The sequence below is a fragment of the Clostridiales bacterium FE2011 genome (assembly GCA_017569305.1).
Taxonomy (GTDB): domain Bacteria; phylum Bacillota; class Clostridia; order Christensenellales; family Aristaeellaceae; genus Aristaeella.
Window position 1 is genome coordinate 2006519 of sequence record CP069418.1, and the last position, 15219, is coordinate 2021737.

General features: G+C 56.1%; 16 protein-coding genes. 1 reads left to right on the forward strand and 15 read right to left on the reverse strand.

Features of this window, described 5'->3' with window-relative positions:
- Positions 1 to 49 precede the first annotated feature (49 nt).
- The 13 genes from JRC49_09035 to JRC49_09095 form a co-directional block, all read right to left on the reverse strand.
- On the reverse strand, positions 50 to 496 hold the full coding sequence (locus tag JRC49_09035; protein QTE69951.1) for a hypothetical protein: 447 nt from the start codon (positions 494 to 496) through the stop codon (positions 50 to 52).
- Positions 496 to 1323 (reverse strand): metal ABC transporter permease, encoded by an 828-nt coding sequence (locus tag JRC49_09040; protein ID QTE72855.1) that lies wholly within the window; start codon positions 1321 to 1323, stop codon positions 496 to 498. The genes JRC49_09035 and JRC49_09040 overlap by 1 nt, the downstream gene beginning before the upstream one ends.
- Positions 1324 to 1334: 11 nt before the next feature.
- Positions 1335 to 2018, reverse strand: a complete 684-nt coding sequence (locus JRC49_09045) for a metal ABC transporter ATP-binding protein (protein ID QTE69952.1) — start codon at positions 2016 to 2018, stop codon at positions 1335 to 1337.
- Between the two features lie 13 nt (positions 2019 to 2031).
- Complete coding sequence (locus JRC49_09050; GenBank protein ID QTE69953.1) at positions 2032 to 3159, reverse strand: zinc ABC transporter substrate-binding protein; 1128 nt, start codon at positions 3157 to 3159, stop codon at positions 2032 to 2034.
- A 126-nt stretch (positions 3160 to 3285) separates the two neighbouring features.
- Positions 3286 to 3585: a hypothetical protein gene (locus JRC49_09055; GenBank protein ID QTE69954.1), complete on the reverse strand. Its 300-nt coding sequence runs from the start codon at positions 3583 to 3585 to the stop codon at positions 3286 to 3288.
- 198 nt (positions 3586 to 3783) lie between these two features.
- Positions 3784 to 5232: a [FeFe] hydrogenase H-cluster radical SAM maturase HydG gene (hydG, locus tag JRC49_09060; GenBank protein QTE69955.1), complete on the reverse strand. Its 1449-nt coding sequence runs from the start codon at positions 5230 to 5232 to the stop codon at positions 3784 to 3786.
- Positions 5233 to 5252: 20 nt separating this feature from the next.
- Positions 5253 to 6314 (reverse strand): [FeFe] hydrogenase H-cluster radical SAM maturase HydE, encoded by a 1062-nt coding sequence (gene hydE / locus JRC49_09065; protein QTE69956.1) that lies wholly within the window; start codon positions 6312 to 6314, stop codon positions 5253 to 5255.
- Complete coding sequence (gene hydF / locus JRC49_09070; GenBank protein ID QTE69957.1) at positions 6311 to 7519, reverse strand: [FeFe] hydrogenase H-cluster maturation GTPase HydF; 1209 nt, start codon at positions 7517 to 7519, stop codon at positions 6311 to 6313. Before hydF ends, hydE begins: the two co-directional genes overlap by 4 nt.
- Positions 7520 to 7713: 194 nt before the next feature.
- Positions 7714 to 7959: an iron-only hydrogenase system regulator gene (locus JRC49_09075; protein QTE69958.1), complete on the reverse strand. Its 246-nt coding sequence runs from the start codon at positions 7957 to 7959 to the stop codon at positions 7714 to 7716.
- Between the two features lie 145 nt (positions 7960 to 8104).
- Entirely contained in the window at positions 8105 to 9409 is a 1305-nt protein-coding gene (locus JRC49_09080; GenBank protein ID QTE69959.1) for an MFS transporter, read from the reverse strand.
- On the reverse strand, positions 9399 to 10475 hold the full coding sequence (locus tag JRC49_09085; GenBank protein QTE69960.1) for a helix-turn-helix transcriptional regulator: 1077 nt from the start codon (positions 10473 to 10475) through the stop codon (positions 9399 to 9401). The genes JRC49_09080 and JRC49_09085 overlap by 11 nt, the downstream gene beginning before the upstream one ends.
- 371 nt (positions 10476 to 10846) lie before the next feature.
- Positions 10847 to 12340: an NAD(P)H-hydrate dehydratase gene (locus JRC49_09090; GenBank protein QTE69961.1), complete on the reverse strand. Its 1494-nt coding sequence runs from the start codon at positions 12338 to 12340 to the stop codon at positions 10847 to 10849.
- Positions 12341 to 12383: 43 nt separating this feature from the next.
- Positions 12384 to 12893, reverse strand: a complete 510-nt coding sequence (locus tag JRC49_09095) for an AAA family ATPase (GenBank protein QTE69962.1) — start codon at positions 12891 to 12893, stop codon at positions 12384 to 12386.
- A 171-nt stretch (positions 12894 to 13064) separates the two neighbouring features.
- On the opposite strand from JRC49_09095, the gene JRC49_09100 reads away from it, so the two are divergent.
- Positions 13065 to 13211, forward strand: coding sequence for a hypothetical protein (locus JRC49_09100; GenBank protein QTE69963.1), 147 nt, complete (start codon positions 13065 to 13067; stop codon positions 13209 to 13211).
- Positions 13212 to 13287: 76 nt separating this feature from the next.
- Here JRC49_09100 and JRC49_09105 read toward each other — a convergent pair whose 3' ends face one another.
- Both JRC49_09105 and JRC49_09110 read right to left on the reverse strand, forming a co-directional pair.
- Positions 13288 to 14556 carry a hypothetical protein gene (locus JRC49_09105; GenBank protein QTE69964.1) on the reverse strand — a complete coding sequence of 423 codons (1269 nt, stop codon included), beginning with the start codon at positions 14554 to 14556 and terminating at the stop codon, positions 13288 to 13290.
- The gene (locus tag JRC49_09110; GenBank protein ID QTE69965.1) at positions 14549 to 15067 is read right to left on the reverse strand and encodes a sigma-70 family RNA polymerase sigma factor; all 519 of its coding nucleotides are present in this window, start codon (positions 15065 to 15067) and stop codon (positions 14549 to 14551) included. Before JRC49_09110 ends, JRC49_09105 begins: the two co-directional genes overlap by 8 nt.
- Positions 15068 to 15219: the final 152 nt, after the last annotated feature.

Consider the following 15219-nt stretch of genomic DNA (forward strand, 5'->3'; position numbering starts at 1 on the left):
TATCTTTTGTCGTAGTCATTTATTCATAATGCATTGCGATGAGCAGAATTCAGTTTGCTTCATTCTGCTCAACGCTTGCGTCTACAAGATGCAGATAGAATGCCCCGTCTTCCACATAAGTTTCCAGGCGGCCGGTCACGGTGATATCCGCGTTGTCTTCCATGAAGTGATCCGGATCCTCCGGTTCAGTGAAGGGAACAAATTCCATGCCCTGCATACAGCAGGCGGTCGCGTCCGGAATCACACAGGCATAATAGAGATTGCCGTTGGAAGGTTCCCGGAAAAAACTGTAGTATCCCCGGACGCGGATCACTTTTCCGAGATAGGCACCGGGATCATATTGGATATTATAGATTTGCGCGTAGACGATTGTTCCGCTCATCTTCGAAAGGTCCAGGTCCACCTGGAGCGGTTCGGAAGCGGTTTCCGCGAAAACCGCGGACAGGGATCCCAGGATCAGGAACAGTACCAGCAGTAAAGCAAGTCGATTTTTCATTATGCAGTCCTCCTTTGCAGTTTCGCAATGCCGCAGCATGTCAGGAAAGCCACGATATCAGCCGCCACAATGGTTGATCCCGTCGGCGTTCCCGCCAGGATGGAGATCAGCAGGCCGGCCAGGGCGCAGCATACCGAAAGCACCGCGGAGCAGACCGTGACGGAACGAAAACTCTTGAAAAGCCGCATGGCGGACATGGCGGGGAAGATAATCAGGGCGGAGATCAGCAGGGATCCCACCAGATTCATTGCCAGCACGATGATCACGGCGATCACTGTGGCGATCAGCAGGTTGTAGGCATCTGCCTTGCTGCCGGCCGCGCGGGCAAAGTCCTCGTCAAAGGTGACGGCAAAAATCCGGTTGTAGAAAAACAGGAACAGGATAATCACCGCGATGGATAGTCCAAAGCACAGCCAGACCTCGGCAGGCCGCAGTGTCAGGATGGACATGGAGCCGAAGAGCGTGGTACACACGTCTCCGGCGAGATTACCGGAAGATTTGAAAATGTTCAGCAGCAGGTAGCCTACTGCCAGCGCGCCGACGGAGATCATGGCAATGGCCGCGTCTCCCTTGATCCGTGCGTTCCGGCCGGCACGGAGGAGCAGTATGGCGCAGATCATGGTTACGGGCAGCACCAGGAGCATGTTGTTGCTCAGGTGCAGGACGCCGGCTACGGCCATTGCGCCGAAGGCTACATGGGAAAGGCCGTCCCCGATATAGGAGAAGCGTTTCAGCACCAGCGTCACGCCCAGCAGCGAGGAGCAGAGGGCGATCAGCACGCCGACAATCAGCGCGTACCGGACGTAGCCAAACTGCAGATAGGTCATGAGGGTATCAATCACAGCCGCTCACCGCCCTTCTCTGCCAGCCAGTCTTCCTTTGTGCCGAAGAATACGGATTCCCCGACAGCCAGGATATGAGAAGCGTCCTTTACGGCGGACGCAAGGTCATGGGAAATCATCAGGATGGTGACGCCTTCCCGGTTCAGCGACCGGATCAGCGCGTACATTTCCGCTGTAACATTCGGATCCAGCCCTGAAACCGGTTCGTCCAGGAACAGGAGTTTATCCGTCGCGCAAAGGGCCCGGGCCAGCAGCACGCGCTGCTGCTGGCCTCCGGACAGTTCACGGAAGCAGTGCTTTGCGAAAGCGCCGATTCCCATTTTGTTCATGTTTTCTTCCGCACGCTTTTTATCCGCGCGGGAATAGAAGGGCCGGTTTTTCAGCCGGGCCTGGCATCCGGACAGGACAACTTCCCTGACTGTGGCTGGAAAATCCTTCTGCACGTTGGTCTGCTGGGGAAGGTAACCGATTCCGCCTTCCCGCAGTCCATCGCCGAAGCGGATGCTTCCCCGCATTGGTTTCTGCAGGCCGAGGATTGTCCGCATAAGGGTGGTTTTTCCGGAGCCGTTTTCACCGACGATACACAGGTAATCGCCGGCCTGCACCGAAAAAGACAGGTCCTCCAGTACGGGCCGTCCCTCGTATCCGAGCCAAAGATGTTCACAGGTCAGTTGAGCCATCCTGATTCCTCCGTCAGTTCAGTGCTTCTTTCAGCACGGTCAGGTTTTCTTCCATCATGGAAAGATAGGTCATGCCGTTTTCCACGTCTTCCGCGGTGACAGACTGCATGGAGTTCATGGTCAGCACTTTGCGGTCCGGATTGGAGGCGGTGGCAATGACGGTATCGGCAATCTTGTGGTTGCCGCCTTCAATGGTCAGCACGGCAGGAAGGTTCAGTTCGTCAGTCTTGCCGGCCAGGAAAGCGATGGTGGCGAAGCTGGCTTCAGACTCTGCGGAGCAGCCGGTGAAGGCAGCGAAGTAGGTCAGGCCGTAATCATCTGCCAGGTAGCGGAAGGGAAAGCGGTCTGCAAACAGCACGGTCTTCAGGGCAGCATTATCAACAGCTTCGGTATATTTGGCGTCCAGTTCCTGCAGCTTGGCGTCATAGTCAGCGGCGTTGGCCAGGATGGCCTCTGCATTGGCGGCGTCAATGCCGGCCAGGGCTTTGGCGATGGCAGCGGTCAGCTTCCGCGCGTTACGCAGGCTCAGCCAAACATGCTCGTCATATTCTTCTTCGTGTTCATGGTCATGGTCGTGATCATGTTCTTCATCGTGGTCATGATCCTCGTCATGCTCTTCCTCATGATCGTGATCCTCTTCGTGATCGTGGTCTTCATCCTCGTGGTCATGATCATGGTCTTCCTCTTCTTCATGATCATGGTCGTGATCTTCATCTTCCTCATGGTCGTGGTCATGGTCATGATCGTGCTCATGCTCCATGCCTTCCACGATCTCTTCCAGCTTCAGGTCTTCGCCCATGGCTTCCGTCAGGCTGATGGAGACCAGGTCGGGATTCATGGCGGATTCGAGCACGTCTTCCACCCACTCGTCGCTTTCGCCGCCGACATAGATGAACAGGTCCGCGGTGGAAATGGTCATGATGTCCTGGGCGGAGGGCTGATAGGAGTGAAGATCCACGCCGTTGTCCAGCAGTAGCACCAGGTTGGTGTTTTCATTTTCACCGATAATCTGGCGGGCCCAGTCATAGATCGGGAAGATGGTGGTGACGACGGTCACGGGCTTGCTTTCGGCAACGCCCGTGCAGGGGACAAGGCCGATCAGCAGCATCAGGGAAAGCATAAATGCGAGAATCTTTTTCATAGTGTTATTTCCTCCGGTTTCAATACGATTAACAGTTTTTTGGGCATGAAAAAACAGGAATCCCAAAAACGCCGCGGATACCCTGAGGGTATACGGCTCCCTTTGAAATTCCTGTCTTTGATTTAGTTAATCGTTGATCCGGGTTTTCCGGCTGACCGGCGTACCTTCGGTATGAAGGCGGACGAATCCCGGGATATGGAAGTCAGACCGGGAAACGGCCAGCACAGACCATATCAGCTGCACGGCGGCGATCAGGCAGAGCGCCCGCATCAGGGCGGTCGTCATTGCGATGGTCCGGCAGATCGGGCAGTCCTCGCCGCAGCAGTCATGATCCGCTTCCTGGATCAGAAAGGCAGAAGAAACAAGCAGTACCAGCACAAGACCGATACAGAGCAGCAGAGCGTTTCCGCGTTTGCGTGCGTTCACGGTTCCTTCCCCTCCTTTCTGTCCGTATTCTATCACAGCTGTCAAGTTTCAGGCTTTCCGGATGCGAAAACAGGTCATTATCACACATTCAGCTTCAGCTGAATATTTCACACAGGGGCAGCAATTTGTATTGCTGCCCCTGTATTTCACATGCCCGAAGGGCATATTTCATATTCGGTGAAGCCGAATATTTCATTCTTAGAACCTAAAGTCCCGCCTGTTGGAAGACCGGATATCCCGGATGTTCTTCTCCGCGATTTCCCGGACCTTATCCTTCGGGATCCGCTTCAGTTCTTCCTCGATCATCTTATACCCGGTTTCTTTGGTTTCCGGAGAGGCATAGTCCTCCAGGTATTCCGCCAGGGTCATCAGGGCGTTGGGATGGCAGCAGTTCAGGATCTGTCCGTTCTTGCACAGGCTCATGAAGCGGTCGCCGGTCCGGCCTTCCCGGTAGCAGGCGGTACAGAAGGACGGGATATGCCCGGTCTGCATCAGCCAGTGCACCACTTCGTCCAGGGTCCGCTGGTCGGACACGTCAAACTGCTCCGTGTCGTGGGGCCGCTCTTCTTCCGTGTAGCCGCCCACAGAGGTGCGGGAAGCGCCGCTGACCTGGGAGATGCCGACCCGCAGCATCCGCCTGCGCACGTCTTCCGATTCCCGGGTGGAGACGATCATGCCGGTATAGGGTACTGCCAGCCGGATGCAGGCCGCGATCTTGATGAAGGTTTCATCGTCAATGCCGTTGTCGAACATGTCCGGATCGATATCATCCGCCCGCTTGACCCGGGGCACGCTGATGGTGTGCGGTCCCACGCCGTGCACGGCTTCCAGGTGTTCCGCGTGCATGATCAGGCCGGCAAACTCATACTTGTACAGCTCCAGGCCGAACAGGACGCCGAGGCCTACGTCGTCGATGCCGCCCTCCATGGCCCGGTCCATGGCTTCCGTGTGGTAGTCATAGTCGTGCTTGGGGCCGGTGGGATGCAGCTCCAGGTAGCTCTTCTTGTGATAGGTTTCCTGGAACAGGATGTAGGTGCCGATGCCGGCTTCCTTCAGCTTCCGGTAGTTTTCCACGGTGGTGGCGGCGATGTTTACGTTCACCCGGCGGATGTCGCCGTTCTTGTGGTGCACGCTGTAGATCGTATGGATACAGTCCAGGATATACTCGATGGGATTGTTCACCGGATCCTCACCGGCTTCAATGGCCAGCCGTTTGTGGCCCATATCCTGCAGGGCGATGACTTCCGCCCGGACTTCCTCCTGGGTCAGCTTTTTCCGGGCAATGTGCTTGTTCTTCATATGATAGGGACAGTACACACAGCCGTTCACGCAGTAGTTGGACAGATACAGGGGCGCGAAGAGGACGATGCGGTTGCCGTAGAAGGCCAGCTTGATTTCTTCCGCGATTTCATACATCCGCTGGATCTTTTCCGGAATCTCGCAGGCCAGCAGCACGGAAGCCTCCCGGTGGGTCAGTCCCCGGCAGGTGCAGCCATTGCCGTTCTTTACCGGCCGGGCTTTCTCCAGGATCTGGTCAATCAGTTCCACATTGTTCTTGTTCTCTTCCGCGTAGGCCAGGGTGGCGCGGATTTCCTCGTCGTTGATGAATTCTTCCGCCTTCAGGGATTTGGGATTGTACACTGCCATGATTCCTTACCTCTTCTTTCTTATTTCTTTGTCCATCCGGGTGCGTCGCCCCGGTCCACAGCCAGGTAATGGCCGACAGACCGCATGCGGGCTTCCAGGCAGCCCCGGCACTGCGCCGATTCCTCACCGGTGCAGATCTTGTTGTCATACAGTTCATATTTCTTCCGCACGCCCACGGGGGACAGGTTGGGCATCACCACGTTGGCGCCGGCCTGGATGCCCATTTCCCGGCCCCGGGGATGAATGGTCCCCAGTGCCGTGGTGGCGGGCAGCAATACCTTCGGCAGGATCAGCCGGATCACGGAAAGCAGGAACAGGGTCAGTTCCAGCGTTCCCGCCTTTTCCTCCCGGAAGGGTGTGCTCCGGTGGGGGATAAAGGGTCCGATGCCGCACATGGCGGGCCGGAAGGTCTCGATGAATTTCAGGTCCTTCGCCAGCGTCTCCGGCGTCTGGAAGGGAGAGCCTACCATGAAACCGCAGCCCACCTGGTAGCCGATCTCCTTCAGGTCCCGCAGGCACCGCATCCGGTTCTCAAAGGACATTTCCTTCGGGTGCAGCTTCGCGTAATGACCGGCGTCCGCCGTCTCGTGCCGCAGCAGGTACCGGTCCGCTCCCGCGTCATACAGCGCCTGGTAGCTTTCCCGGCTCCGCTCGCCTACGGACAGGGTCACCGCGCAGTCCGGATGGCGCTGCTTCAGCGCCCGCACAATGCCGCACAGCACGGCGTCCGTGAAGGCGGGATCCTCGCCGCCCTGCAGCACGAAGGTGCGGAATCCCAGTTCATAACCTTCATCCGCGCAGGAGAGGATCTCCTCCGGCGTCAGCCGGTAGCGCTCCGCCTGCGGGTTGTCCCGGCGGATGCCGCAGTAGAGGCAGTTGTTTTTGCAGATGCTGCTGATTTCGATCAGCCCGCGGGTATAAACCGCGCTGCCGAAGACTGCCTTTTGCTTCTCCGCCGCTTTCCAGGCCAGTAGGGCGGCGGCTTCCTCGTCCCGGCCGGTGATGAGCTCCGCGTATTCCGCCTCGGTCAGGCTGTGTTCCTTTTCCAGACGGACAATCAGTTCTTTGATTCTTTCTGTCATGATCCGCCTCCCGTCAGCAGGCTGTGCAGGGCGGGGAACAGCCGCAGGCTCCGCTCCAGCGCACCGGTCATGAAGGCGATGGCGATGCCGTAGTTGGTGAAGGGAACGCCCTGGCGGATTGCCTGGTTCATCCGGGCCAGGACCGCGTTCTCCGTCAGCATACAGCCGCCGCAGTGGATCACCAGCCGGTAGGGCGTCAGGTCCTCCGGAAACTCCCGGCCGGAGCAGGTGTCCACAGTGAGCTCTTTGCCCGTATACTGCTTCAGCCACCGGGGGATCTTTACCGTACCGATGTCGTTGCACTGCCGGTGATGGGTGCAGCCTTCCGCCAGCAGCACCCGGTCGCCGTCCCGCAGGTCTTTTGCCGCACTGATGCCCTTCACAGCGGTTTCCAGGAAGCCCTTATACCGGGCCATCAGGATGGAGAAGGAGGTCAGGGGGAGCTCATCCGGCACGATGGCGCTGACGGTCCGGAAAGCCTGGCTGTCGGTGATCACCAGCGCCGGATCGAGTCCGGGCTTTTTCAGCACCGCTTCTAGTTCCGTATCCCGGCAGACGACCGGGATGGCGCCCCGGTCCATCAGGTCCCGGATGGTCTGCTGCTGGGGCAGGATCAGCCGCCCCTTCGGTGCGGACTCGTCAATGGGACAGACCAGTACGCACAGGTCTCCCGGGGAAACCAGGTCCCCGGCCAGCTTTCGCTCTTCCTTTTCCGGGATCAGCCTGGCCAGCCGTTCCTTCAGTCCGGTAATACCGGCGCCTGTCAGGCTGCTGGCTTCCGCTGCTCCTTCCGGGGCAGGCTGCGCCGCGGCCAGGTCTGTCTTATTCCAGACTATGAGGGAAGGGATCTCCCGTTCCCGGATCAGGGCAAGCAGTTCCCGGTCTGTTTGGGACAGCCCGGCGCCCGCGTCCACCACCAGCACGGCAATGTCGCAGGTCCGCAGGATCTCCCGGGTTTTCTTTACCCGCTCCAGCCCCAGGCTGCCCTCGTCGTCAAAGCCCGGGGTATCGATGATTACTACAGGACCCAGGGGCAGCAGCTCCATGGCCTTGCGGACGGGGTCCGTGGTGGTGCCCTTCACATCCGAGACCACGGCGAGTTCCTGCCCGGTCACCGCGTTGACCAGGCTGGATTTCCCGGCGTTGCGCGCGCCGAAAAAGCCGATGTGTGTCCGTTCGCCGGACGGCGTTTCGTTCAGACTCATGCTTCCTCCTCTTCAATGAAAAAACCGCTGTCCCTCAGACAAGGGTACAGCGGTACACAAAAAGCGTGCCTTTATGGCTGGTCCATCTTGTCTTTCGCCTCAAGTGTCAGTTTCGGCGTCAGGGGATGTGGGACAGTATTCAGTTAACAACAGGACAAGGGGACGGTTCTTTTGTCTTGTTCCTGCCTTGGGGATCAGACCTTGGAGTATGTGGCCTTGGCCGTGATGCCCCGGATGCGGCCCAGCGCCCCGGTCAGGGCGTTGATTTCATCATTGGGCGCGTCGATAGCGATGCAGATGATGTTTACGTTTTTCTGCCGGTAGGGGAGGCCCATCCGTCCGATAATAAACTTTCCGAAACGGTGGAGCAGCTCGTTCAGTTCGCCGACGGCATCCTCGTTCTCCACAATGATGCTCAGCACAGCCACCCGGGTTTCCATAAGCAACACCTCACGCGCACATCATAAGCCATTTTGGTATGAATAGCAAGAGCGGCAGGAAAACATTTCCCGCCGCTCCGGCATTCTTCATTATTCATTTTTCATTCTTCATTGAATCATTCTGAATATAACTTCAGAATGATTCTCAGAGTTCCTTCATCGACTTGCTCTTCAGGGCCAGGAGCGCGGTTACGGTAAAGCCGAGGGAGCATATGAACAGCAGTACGGAGGAGCCGAGTCCCTGCAGGATAGCGCCGGCCAGCACGGAGGCGAGCGGAGTCATGCCCTGGGATCCCATGCTCATGATACTGTTGACCTTGCTCAGCTTGTCCCGGTCCACAATACGCATCATGGTGGTTGAGATAGGAACGTTGATCCAGGCGATCATCACGCCCAGCACCAGGCAGCCTGCAGAGAAGGCAATCAGGAATACGTTGAGGGCATTACCCAGGTCGACCGTCAGCCAGTAAATCAGCGCGGAGGAGATCATCAGCGCCGCGATCACACAGAGGCAGACCGCAACGGTATGGCCGCATTTCTCCGTCGGTTTCCGGGTGCTGAGAATAGCAGCTCCGGCCAGCGAACCGATGCCGATGCATACGTTGATCACGGAGGACCAGAGTTCGGGCGTCAGGATCTTATCCAGCAGATAGGATCCGGCTCCGGCAATATCTGTCCGGACAAAGTAAGGGATGAAGTTGCTTCCAAGGGGGGAAAAGAAGAAGTTGATGAACAGCAGGGAGCCCAGCAGCGCCAGGACGGATTTTTTAGTCTTCAGGTAGTTCAGGCCGTCCCGCATATCATTGAGGGCAACCCGCAGGGTCAGCTGACCTTTGGACGGAGTGTGCTCATAGCGGATCTGGGTTTCAGAGATACCGGAAGCTATGAAACAGGCACCGATGATGAAGAAGAGGGTATGGATCGGCAGGGCGGCATACAGGATGCCGGCCAGCATAACGCCTACAATGCCGTTCAGGGAGTGCTTGATGGAAAAATAGGAGTTGGCCTGCTGCAGCTTCTGCTCCTCCACGATGTGGGGCAGCAGGACGCCGGCTGCCGGGTTGAAGACACCGCTGATGATGCTGCCCAGGATGCCCAGCACAAACAGGATCACGATTTGGGTGTTTGCTTCCGGGAAGAGGAGCATCAGTGCGGTGGCGAGGATGATGATGGTGCCCTTCAGGAAGTCGCAGATATACATAATCTTTGCGATGTTGAAACGGTCGCCCAGCACGCCGCCCACAGGAGTGAAGAGGAGCAGGGTGACGCCGTTCAGCGCCAGGTACAGGCCCTGCAGGAAGGCGTTGTTGTTGCTGATCTGCAGGATGTAAAAGCCGACGGCGAAGCTGTAAAGCAGCGCGCCGATTTCCGATACCAGTGCGCCGAAGAAAACCAGCCGGAAGTTCCGGTTAAAAAACACATTGTCTTTTTTTGCGGGATTACTGTTCAAGGTTCAGGATCTCCTTCCATTGCTGTGTAAAGAACGGATCGTCCAGCAGGTTCAGTATGTATTCAATGCTTTTGGCTGCCGTGGGGCCCAGTGTATCAAAAGCGTTGGTGTATTCTGCGTGTTCAATGAACCGCATGGATTTAAGGCTGTATTCGGGAGCGGAATCGAAAAGGTTCGTCAGCCTCGCGGCTTCCCGCAGGGCGTCCCGGGCTTCTTCCATCAGTCCTTTTTTCCAGCTGACATAAGCCAGGAGGAACAGCACCTCGGCATGGGTTTTGGTCATGTAGCCCGGCTGATCATCCACTCTCAGTTCGGATACAAGGTTGTTGCAGCAGGTGACGATGTTCAGTGCGGAATCCCAGTCTCCGCGGGAGCAGTAAACAAAAACAAAACCGATTGTCGCGCAAAGCATGTGCGACATACCGAGTATAAGCGCTTCCGACAGATACTGAACCGCTTCTTCCGTCTGGTTCATGAATACCGCCATCGTGGAGCCGATCTCATAGCTGAAATGGCTCAGCACGTTGTGCTGCTTCAGGAGTTCCACCCCTTTTGCCTTTTCATCGAGCTCGTAATAGGCGATGGACATATTGTGGATGATATTGGCTTCGCTGATGCGGGGATTGTCATTCTGGGGAAGCAGCACCCTTGCCTGTTCATCCAGTTCCAGCGCACGGCGGATGAACCGGGAATCCTTGCTGTTGGCGCCGTACGTCAGGAAAAGATCGGCACAGGCAAAGACAACCTTGAAGGAATGCGGATATTTCGCCAGCGCTTTTTCCGCTTCGACGATGCCTGCCGGATCCAGTGTCCTGCTGTATGTGTACAGCCGGCTGACGATGGAATCCAGGCGGTTGTCATTGATCCGGTAGCCCAGCAGTACGTCCACCGAGGTATCGAAGAAGTCCGCCATCTCCACAATCAGGTCCAGTTCCGGCACGGACAGTCCGGATTCCCATTTATATACGGCGCCGACTGTCACCCCAAGCACAGTGGCCAGCTGTTCCTGGGTCATTTTCCGCTCTTTCCGGAAAGAACGGATGTTTTCTGACAGCGTCAGTTTCATGGGTGTGTTCCCTCCTTCTCATTTCACACTGACAGTATAAAGAAGTTTCTACCAAATGTGAAGATACTGGCGATACTGGTAGAAGAAATTTTTTTATACTGACAGTATGGAAAGACTCTGGCGAGTCAATGAAATATTGGCCTGCGGCCAAAGTGAAATAAATCCGCTCACGCGGATTTGTGAAATATTTGACTTCGTCAAATGTGAAATATCCGGGCTGAATGCCCAGATATGAAAGGAAATGAAACTGGTTTATAGACTGGAAATGAAGTAAATATCACGTTTGTCGAAGACAAACATTTCACGCTGACGAAGTCAGCATTTCACATCGGCCTTTGGCCGATATTTCACATTTGCCGAAGGCAAATATTTCATTCCGTTGCGGAAACACTCTGGATTATTTCTGCGATGCTTTCCACGGTATCACTGGCAATCATACTGATGCTCCCGTATTTCCTCTGCGCGGCTTCTCCCGCTTTGCCGTTGATCCATGCGGCGGCCGCGGTGCCGAGGAGGGGATCCGCCGCGTAACCCAGGATGGCGGCCAGGATGCCGCTCAGCACGTCACCGCTGCCGGCGGTGGCCATGCCCGCACACCCGGTATCCGTGAGGTATGTGGTTTCTCCGTCCGTGATGACGGTGGCGGGGCCTTTCAGCAGCAGGATGACCTTGTTTTCCTTTGCGTATTTTTCCGCTGCGGCAATGGGGCTGTTCAGGATTTCTTCCGTGGAAAGCCCTGTCAGCCGGGAAAATTCCTTGATATGCGGCGTCAGAATCAGGGCGCAGGCGGCATTCCGGATCCGGTCCTTATCCATCCGGGACAGGAGGTTCAGCCCATCCGCGTCCACAATCAGCCGGCCGGCATAGTGTTCCAGCAGGTATTCCAGCGTTTGTCCGGCGCCTTCCCCGGTGCCGATGCCCATGCCGAAGGCGACGGTTTTCACATTGGAAACCAGCTCCGCGATTTCTTTTTCCGAGAAGACGATTTCGTTTCCGTCATCACTTAGCGGGAACAGGGTGCTTTCCAGCACCGCGGGAGCCACCGTGGAAAAGATCACGTCCGGAACGGCCAGCTTTACCACGCCTGCTCCGGCCCGCATGGCGGCATTGGCCATACCTGCCAGCCGGATGGCGCCGCTGTATCGTTTGGATCCGCCGATGAGGGCGCTGTAGCCGTAGGTGCCCTTGTTGGAATGATTCTTCCGGGGTTGGAAAAGTTCCGCCAGGTCGGAGGACTCAATCAGCGCGTAAGTCCGGTCCACAGGTTCGATCCCGATATCGCAGTTGATTTTGGCCTTCATCACGTCCTTGGCCATGTTCAGGAAATGCCCGGGCTGGAAACTGCCTACGGAAACCGTCAGATCGGAATGGACACAGGTTTCCGCCATGCCGCTGTCGCCGTTCAGCCCGCTGTTGATATCCACCGCGATCACACAGGCGCTGCTCCGGTTGACTGCTTCGATGGCTTCCCGTGCCGGACCCCGGACTTCGCCATGAAAGCCGGTACCGAAAAGGCAGTCCACGATGGTGCCGTATTCCGACAGGTCCAGGGAAGCGTCCCAGGTCAGGGAAGGGATGCCGGCTTCTTTGCACAGGCTGTAATAATATGCGCCGTCTTCGGAAAACTTTTCGGAAAGCAGGATCAGGACACAGGCGATTTCTGCGTCATGCAGCAGCTTCGCGATGACGTATCCGTCTCCTGCGTTGTTGCCGCTGCCGCAGAGGATGGCCACCGGCGGCTTCCAGTTCACGCTGCCGAAGATGGCCTTGCCGGCCCGGAGCATCAGCTCCCGGCCCGGGGTTCCGGCGGCGATGGTTGCCGCGTCGCTATTCCGCATGTTCTCCACAGACAGGATCCTGATCATGATACCGTCCTCTTTTCGTTCAAGGCTTTGATTGCAGGTTTGCTCAGAACAGGTTCCGGATGATCTGTTCCGCGCATTCTTCAGGTGAATGGATGCTGGTATCCACACGCAGGCTGTAGCGGATATCCGGTGCCATCAGCGCTGCCTGCTCGTCAGACTGGGATTCATACCGGTCTCCCCGGGCAATGTTGCGTTCCCGGCAGATTTCCGGCGGGCAGTACACTTCCACCACATCCAGCGGATTGTCTTTCAGGATGCTGAGCAGCCGCTCATAATGCGGCGCGACGCCTTCCCGCTCCACCAGGATGCCGTCAATCAGCACGTTCTTGCCCATGTCTGAAAACAGCTTCGCCGTATGATACATCATGATGATCACTTCGCCGAGATACTTCCAGTAATTCTCCCGGAGATAGTCTTCCCCGATCATTTCCTGGAACAGGTCGTTGGCCACAACGTAGAAGAATACGTCCTTCCGGGCCTGCAGCGCTTCCACGATGGAGGTTTTCCCCGAGCTGGTCACGCCGTTTAAAAAGAGGATGCGTCCCTTTTCCATCTGTCGTACGGTCTCCTTCATATTGTTCCGCGGTCATTGGTTAACAGAAATTATATCATTAACAGAGACGGTTTGCCAGAAATGTGGTATACTGATTCCAGAGAGAAAAAAAGTATGTGTCAGGACGGCGAAACCGCCGGAGCATTCATAGAGGAAAGGAGGCTGTTGACCGTGAGTGAACTGAAGAGAGATCAGCTGGCGAAGGAATATACGGACGTGATTCCTCCGGATCCCGAAGAGGGAGAATGGCCCGATCCGTATGAGCAGACTTACAGGGACGGCAGCGCAAAGAATGAGTGCGGGCCCGACGGGGACTGACATACGGTTCTGACGACATGACATAAGTATAAAAAACAGCCCGGCGCTGGTGTTCAGCGCCGGGCTGAGACTTTTTTTACTGGGCGTTCCGGACCAGCCGTACGGGAATATCGATTTCCCAATAGCCGTTGATCGGATGGATATCCTTTATTTCGGCGTAAAACTCCGGCCAATCCGCCGTTTCAGGGTCGAAGGTGAAAATCATTTCAACCCATTCCGGGGTATAGGGGCTTTCGGGCTGGGATCCCCATCCCAGGGTGCCGATCTGGCCGATTTCCGGCCGGTATTCTTCCTGAATATGGCCTTCATCTTTATCGTGCATCCAGAGACGTATGGCATCAGGATAATAGGAATAAGAATCAGAATCGAGATGATAATGCTCGAGATCCATGACTTCCTGGAAATCACCAACGGTAATTGGCTGGTGATTGATATAGTGGAGCTGGACGTGCAGGAGACCGTCTACCATGCCGATACCGGACAGGTAAACCGTATCCGCCAGCGGGATCTCCAGGCTGTTGTTCCAGTCGAGTACATGCATGGCATCAGGAATGGGACCGGAATAGAGGTCAGGAACCACCTCCGGGTATGAAGGATAGTCTTCACAATCGTAGGTAAGCATGACCTGCGCATTTTGGGGCACGGTTGTGGTTGTGACCTGACTGCCATATTGCTGATAATAGGGGATCAGGTCGATCCGGGAAGTGGACTGGTTGATGATCTGGAAAATCTGGGTGGTGATTCCGCTGACTGTGGGAATCTTGCCGGCATAAAAGGTGGTGGAAGCACCACAGATCAGCTTTTTGTCTTCTGCGTTGTAATCCAGATTTTCGTAGCTGTACGATTGAATTGTGTGTAATCCTTCGCCCCACGGATACAATGCGTCCAGACTGTATCTTTCCGAGTTGTCCAGGCTGGGGATATAGCATTCGCAGTTCAGGTTGAATTCTGTGTCTTCCCTGAGTCGGTCGCCTTCCAGGTCCTGCATGGAGAAAATCATGTATACGTCGGTATCTTCGGCTGCGGCGCTGATTAGCTCCATCCGGATGCCCTGGTTCTCACAGGTCATATTGACAGGCATCAGCTTCAGTGCCGCTTCCGGCCAGACCTGATACAGCCAGGCATTAAAGTCTTCATTGATGGCTCCCGCCACTGCAGTGGCAATGCAGGCCACCAGCAGGACCATCGCGAGGATAAACGCGAGGGATATTTTCTTTTTCATAACCGGTTGTTCCGTCCTTTCCTGGTTCATGATCCGCTGCGCCAGGAAGGGATTGCCCTGCATGGATTCAAGGCCGGTATCAATGGCATGCTGCACGAAAGCTTTATCTCTCTGCTCACTCATTGAAATACACCTCCTTCAGCGCGGTACGCAGCTTCTCCTTTGCTCTTTTCAATCGTTCTGAGGCTGAAGAGATTCCGATTCCCAGGACATCGGCGACCTCTTCAATCTTCATGTTCTGATAATAGTAAAGCAGCACGGCTTCCCGGAGCTTCACAGGCAGGCGGGCGATTTCCAGGTTCACGGCTACCGCATCTTCCGAAAAGTACTCGGAAGGTTCCGCCAGCTGGTCCAGCGCGACCGTGCGGCTGATATGCTTCAGCCAGGAACCCCGCTGTATATCCCTGCAGGTGTTGATGGCGATCCGCATCAGCCAGGTTTTTGGATTACAGGCTCCGCGGAAGAAGGGCAGTGCCCTGTATGCCTTGATGAATGTTTCCTGCACAGCGTCCTCTGCCATCTCCCGATCGTGAAGATTCAGGTAGCACATACGCAGCAAAGCGGTCTGGTGGGTGTTGACCATTTCCGTAAATGTCTGCTCCAGGTTTGGATCAGGCGCCTTGATCCCCTGCATCTGCTGCTCACCCCTTTCACTAAATTGGACGGAAGAATGTCCGGATTATTTCGGATGGCTCCGGAAAAAAGATTGAAAAGATTTTATGCCGGTTATGATATAAGAAAACTCCGCCGGGGAAGCCCGGCGGAAGGATACACGGGGCAGGAGGT

Excerpts from the sequence above, each read along its gene's own strand:
- JRC49_09075 (QTE69958.1), bottom strand. The coding sequence starts at position 7,959 with ATGGAAACCCGGGTGGCTGTGCTGAGCATCATTGTGGAGAACGAGGAT.
- JRC49_09095 (QTE69962.1), bottom strand. The coding sequence starts at position 12,893 with ATGGAAAAGGGACGCATCCTCTTTTTAAACGGCGTGACCAGCTCGGGG.
- JRC49_09085 (QTE69960.1), bottom strand. The coding sequence starts at position 10,475 with ATGAAACTGACGCTGTCAGAAAACATCCGTTCTTTCCGGAAAGAGCGG.
- JRC49_09090 (QTE69961.1), bottom strand. The coding sequence starts at position 12,340 with ATGATCAGGATCCTGTCTGTGGAGAACATGCGGAATAGCGACGCGGCA.
- JRC49_09050 (QTE69953.1), bottom strand. The coding sequence starts at position 3,159 with ATGAAAAAGATTCTCGCATTTATGCTTTCCCTGATGCTGCTGATCGGC.
- JRC49_09040 (QTE72855.1), bottom strand. The coding sequence starts at position 1,323 with ATGACCTATCTGCAGTTTGGCTACGTCCGGTACGCGCTGATTGTCGGC.
- hydF (QTE69957.1), bottom strand. The coding sequence starts at position 7,519 with ATGAGTCTGAACGAAACGCCGTCCGGCGAACGGACACACATCGGCTTT.
- hydE (QTE69956.1), bottom strand. The coding sequence starts at position 6,314 with ATGACAGAAAGAATCAAAGAACTGATTGTCCGTCTGGAAAAGGAACAC.
- JRC49_09045 (QTE69952.1), bottom strand. The coding sequence starts at position 2,018 with ATGGCTCAACTGACCTGTGAACATCTTTGGCTCGGATACGAGGGACGG.
- JRC49_09105 (QTE69964.1), bottom strand. The coding sequence starts at position 14,556 with ATGAGTGAGCAGAGAGATAAAGCTTTCGTGCAGCATGCCATTGATACC.
- JRC49_09035 (QTE69951.1), bottom strand. The coding sequence starts at position 496 with ATGAAAAATCGACTTGCTTTACTGCTGGTACTGTTCCTGATCCTGGGA.
- hydG (QTE69955.1), bottom strand. The coding sequence starts at position 5,232 with ATGGCAGTGTACAATCCCAAATCCCTGAAGGCGGAAGAATTCATCAAC.
- JRC49_09110 (QTE69965.1), bottom strand. The coding sequence starts at position 15,067 with ATGCAGGGGATCAAGGCGCCTGATCCAAACCTGGAGCAGACATTTACG.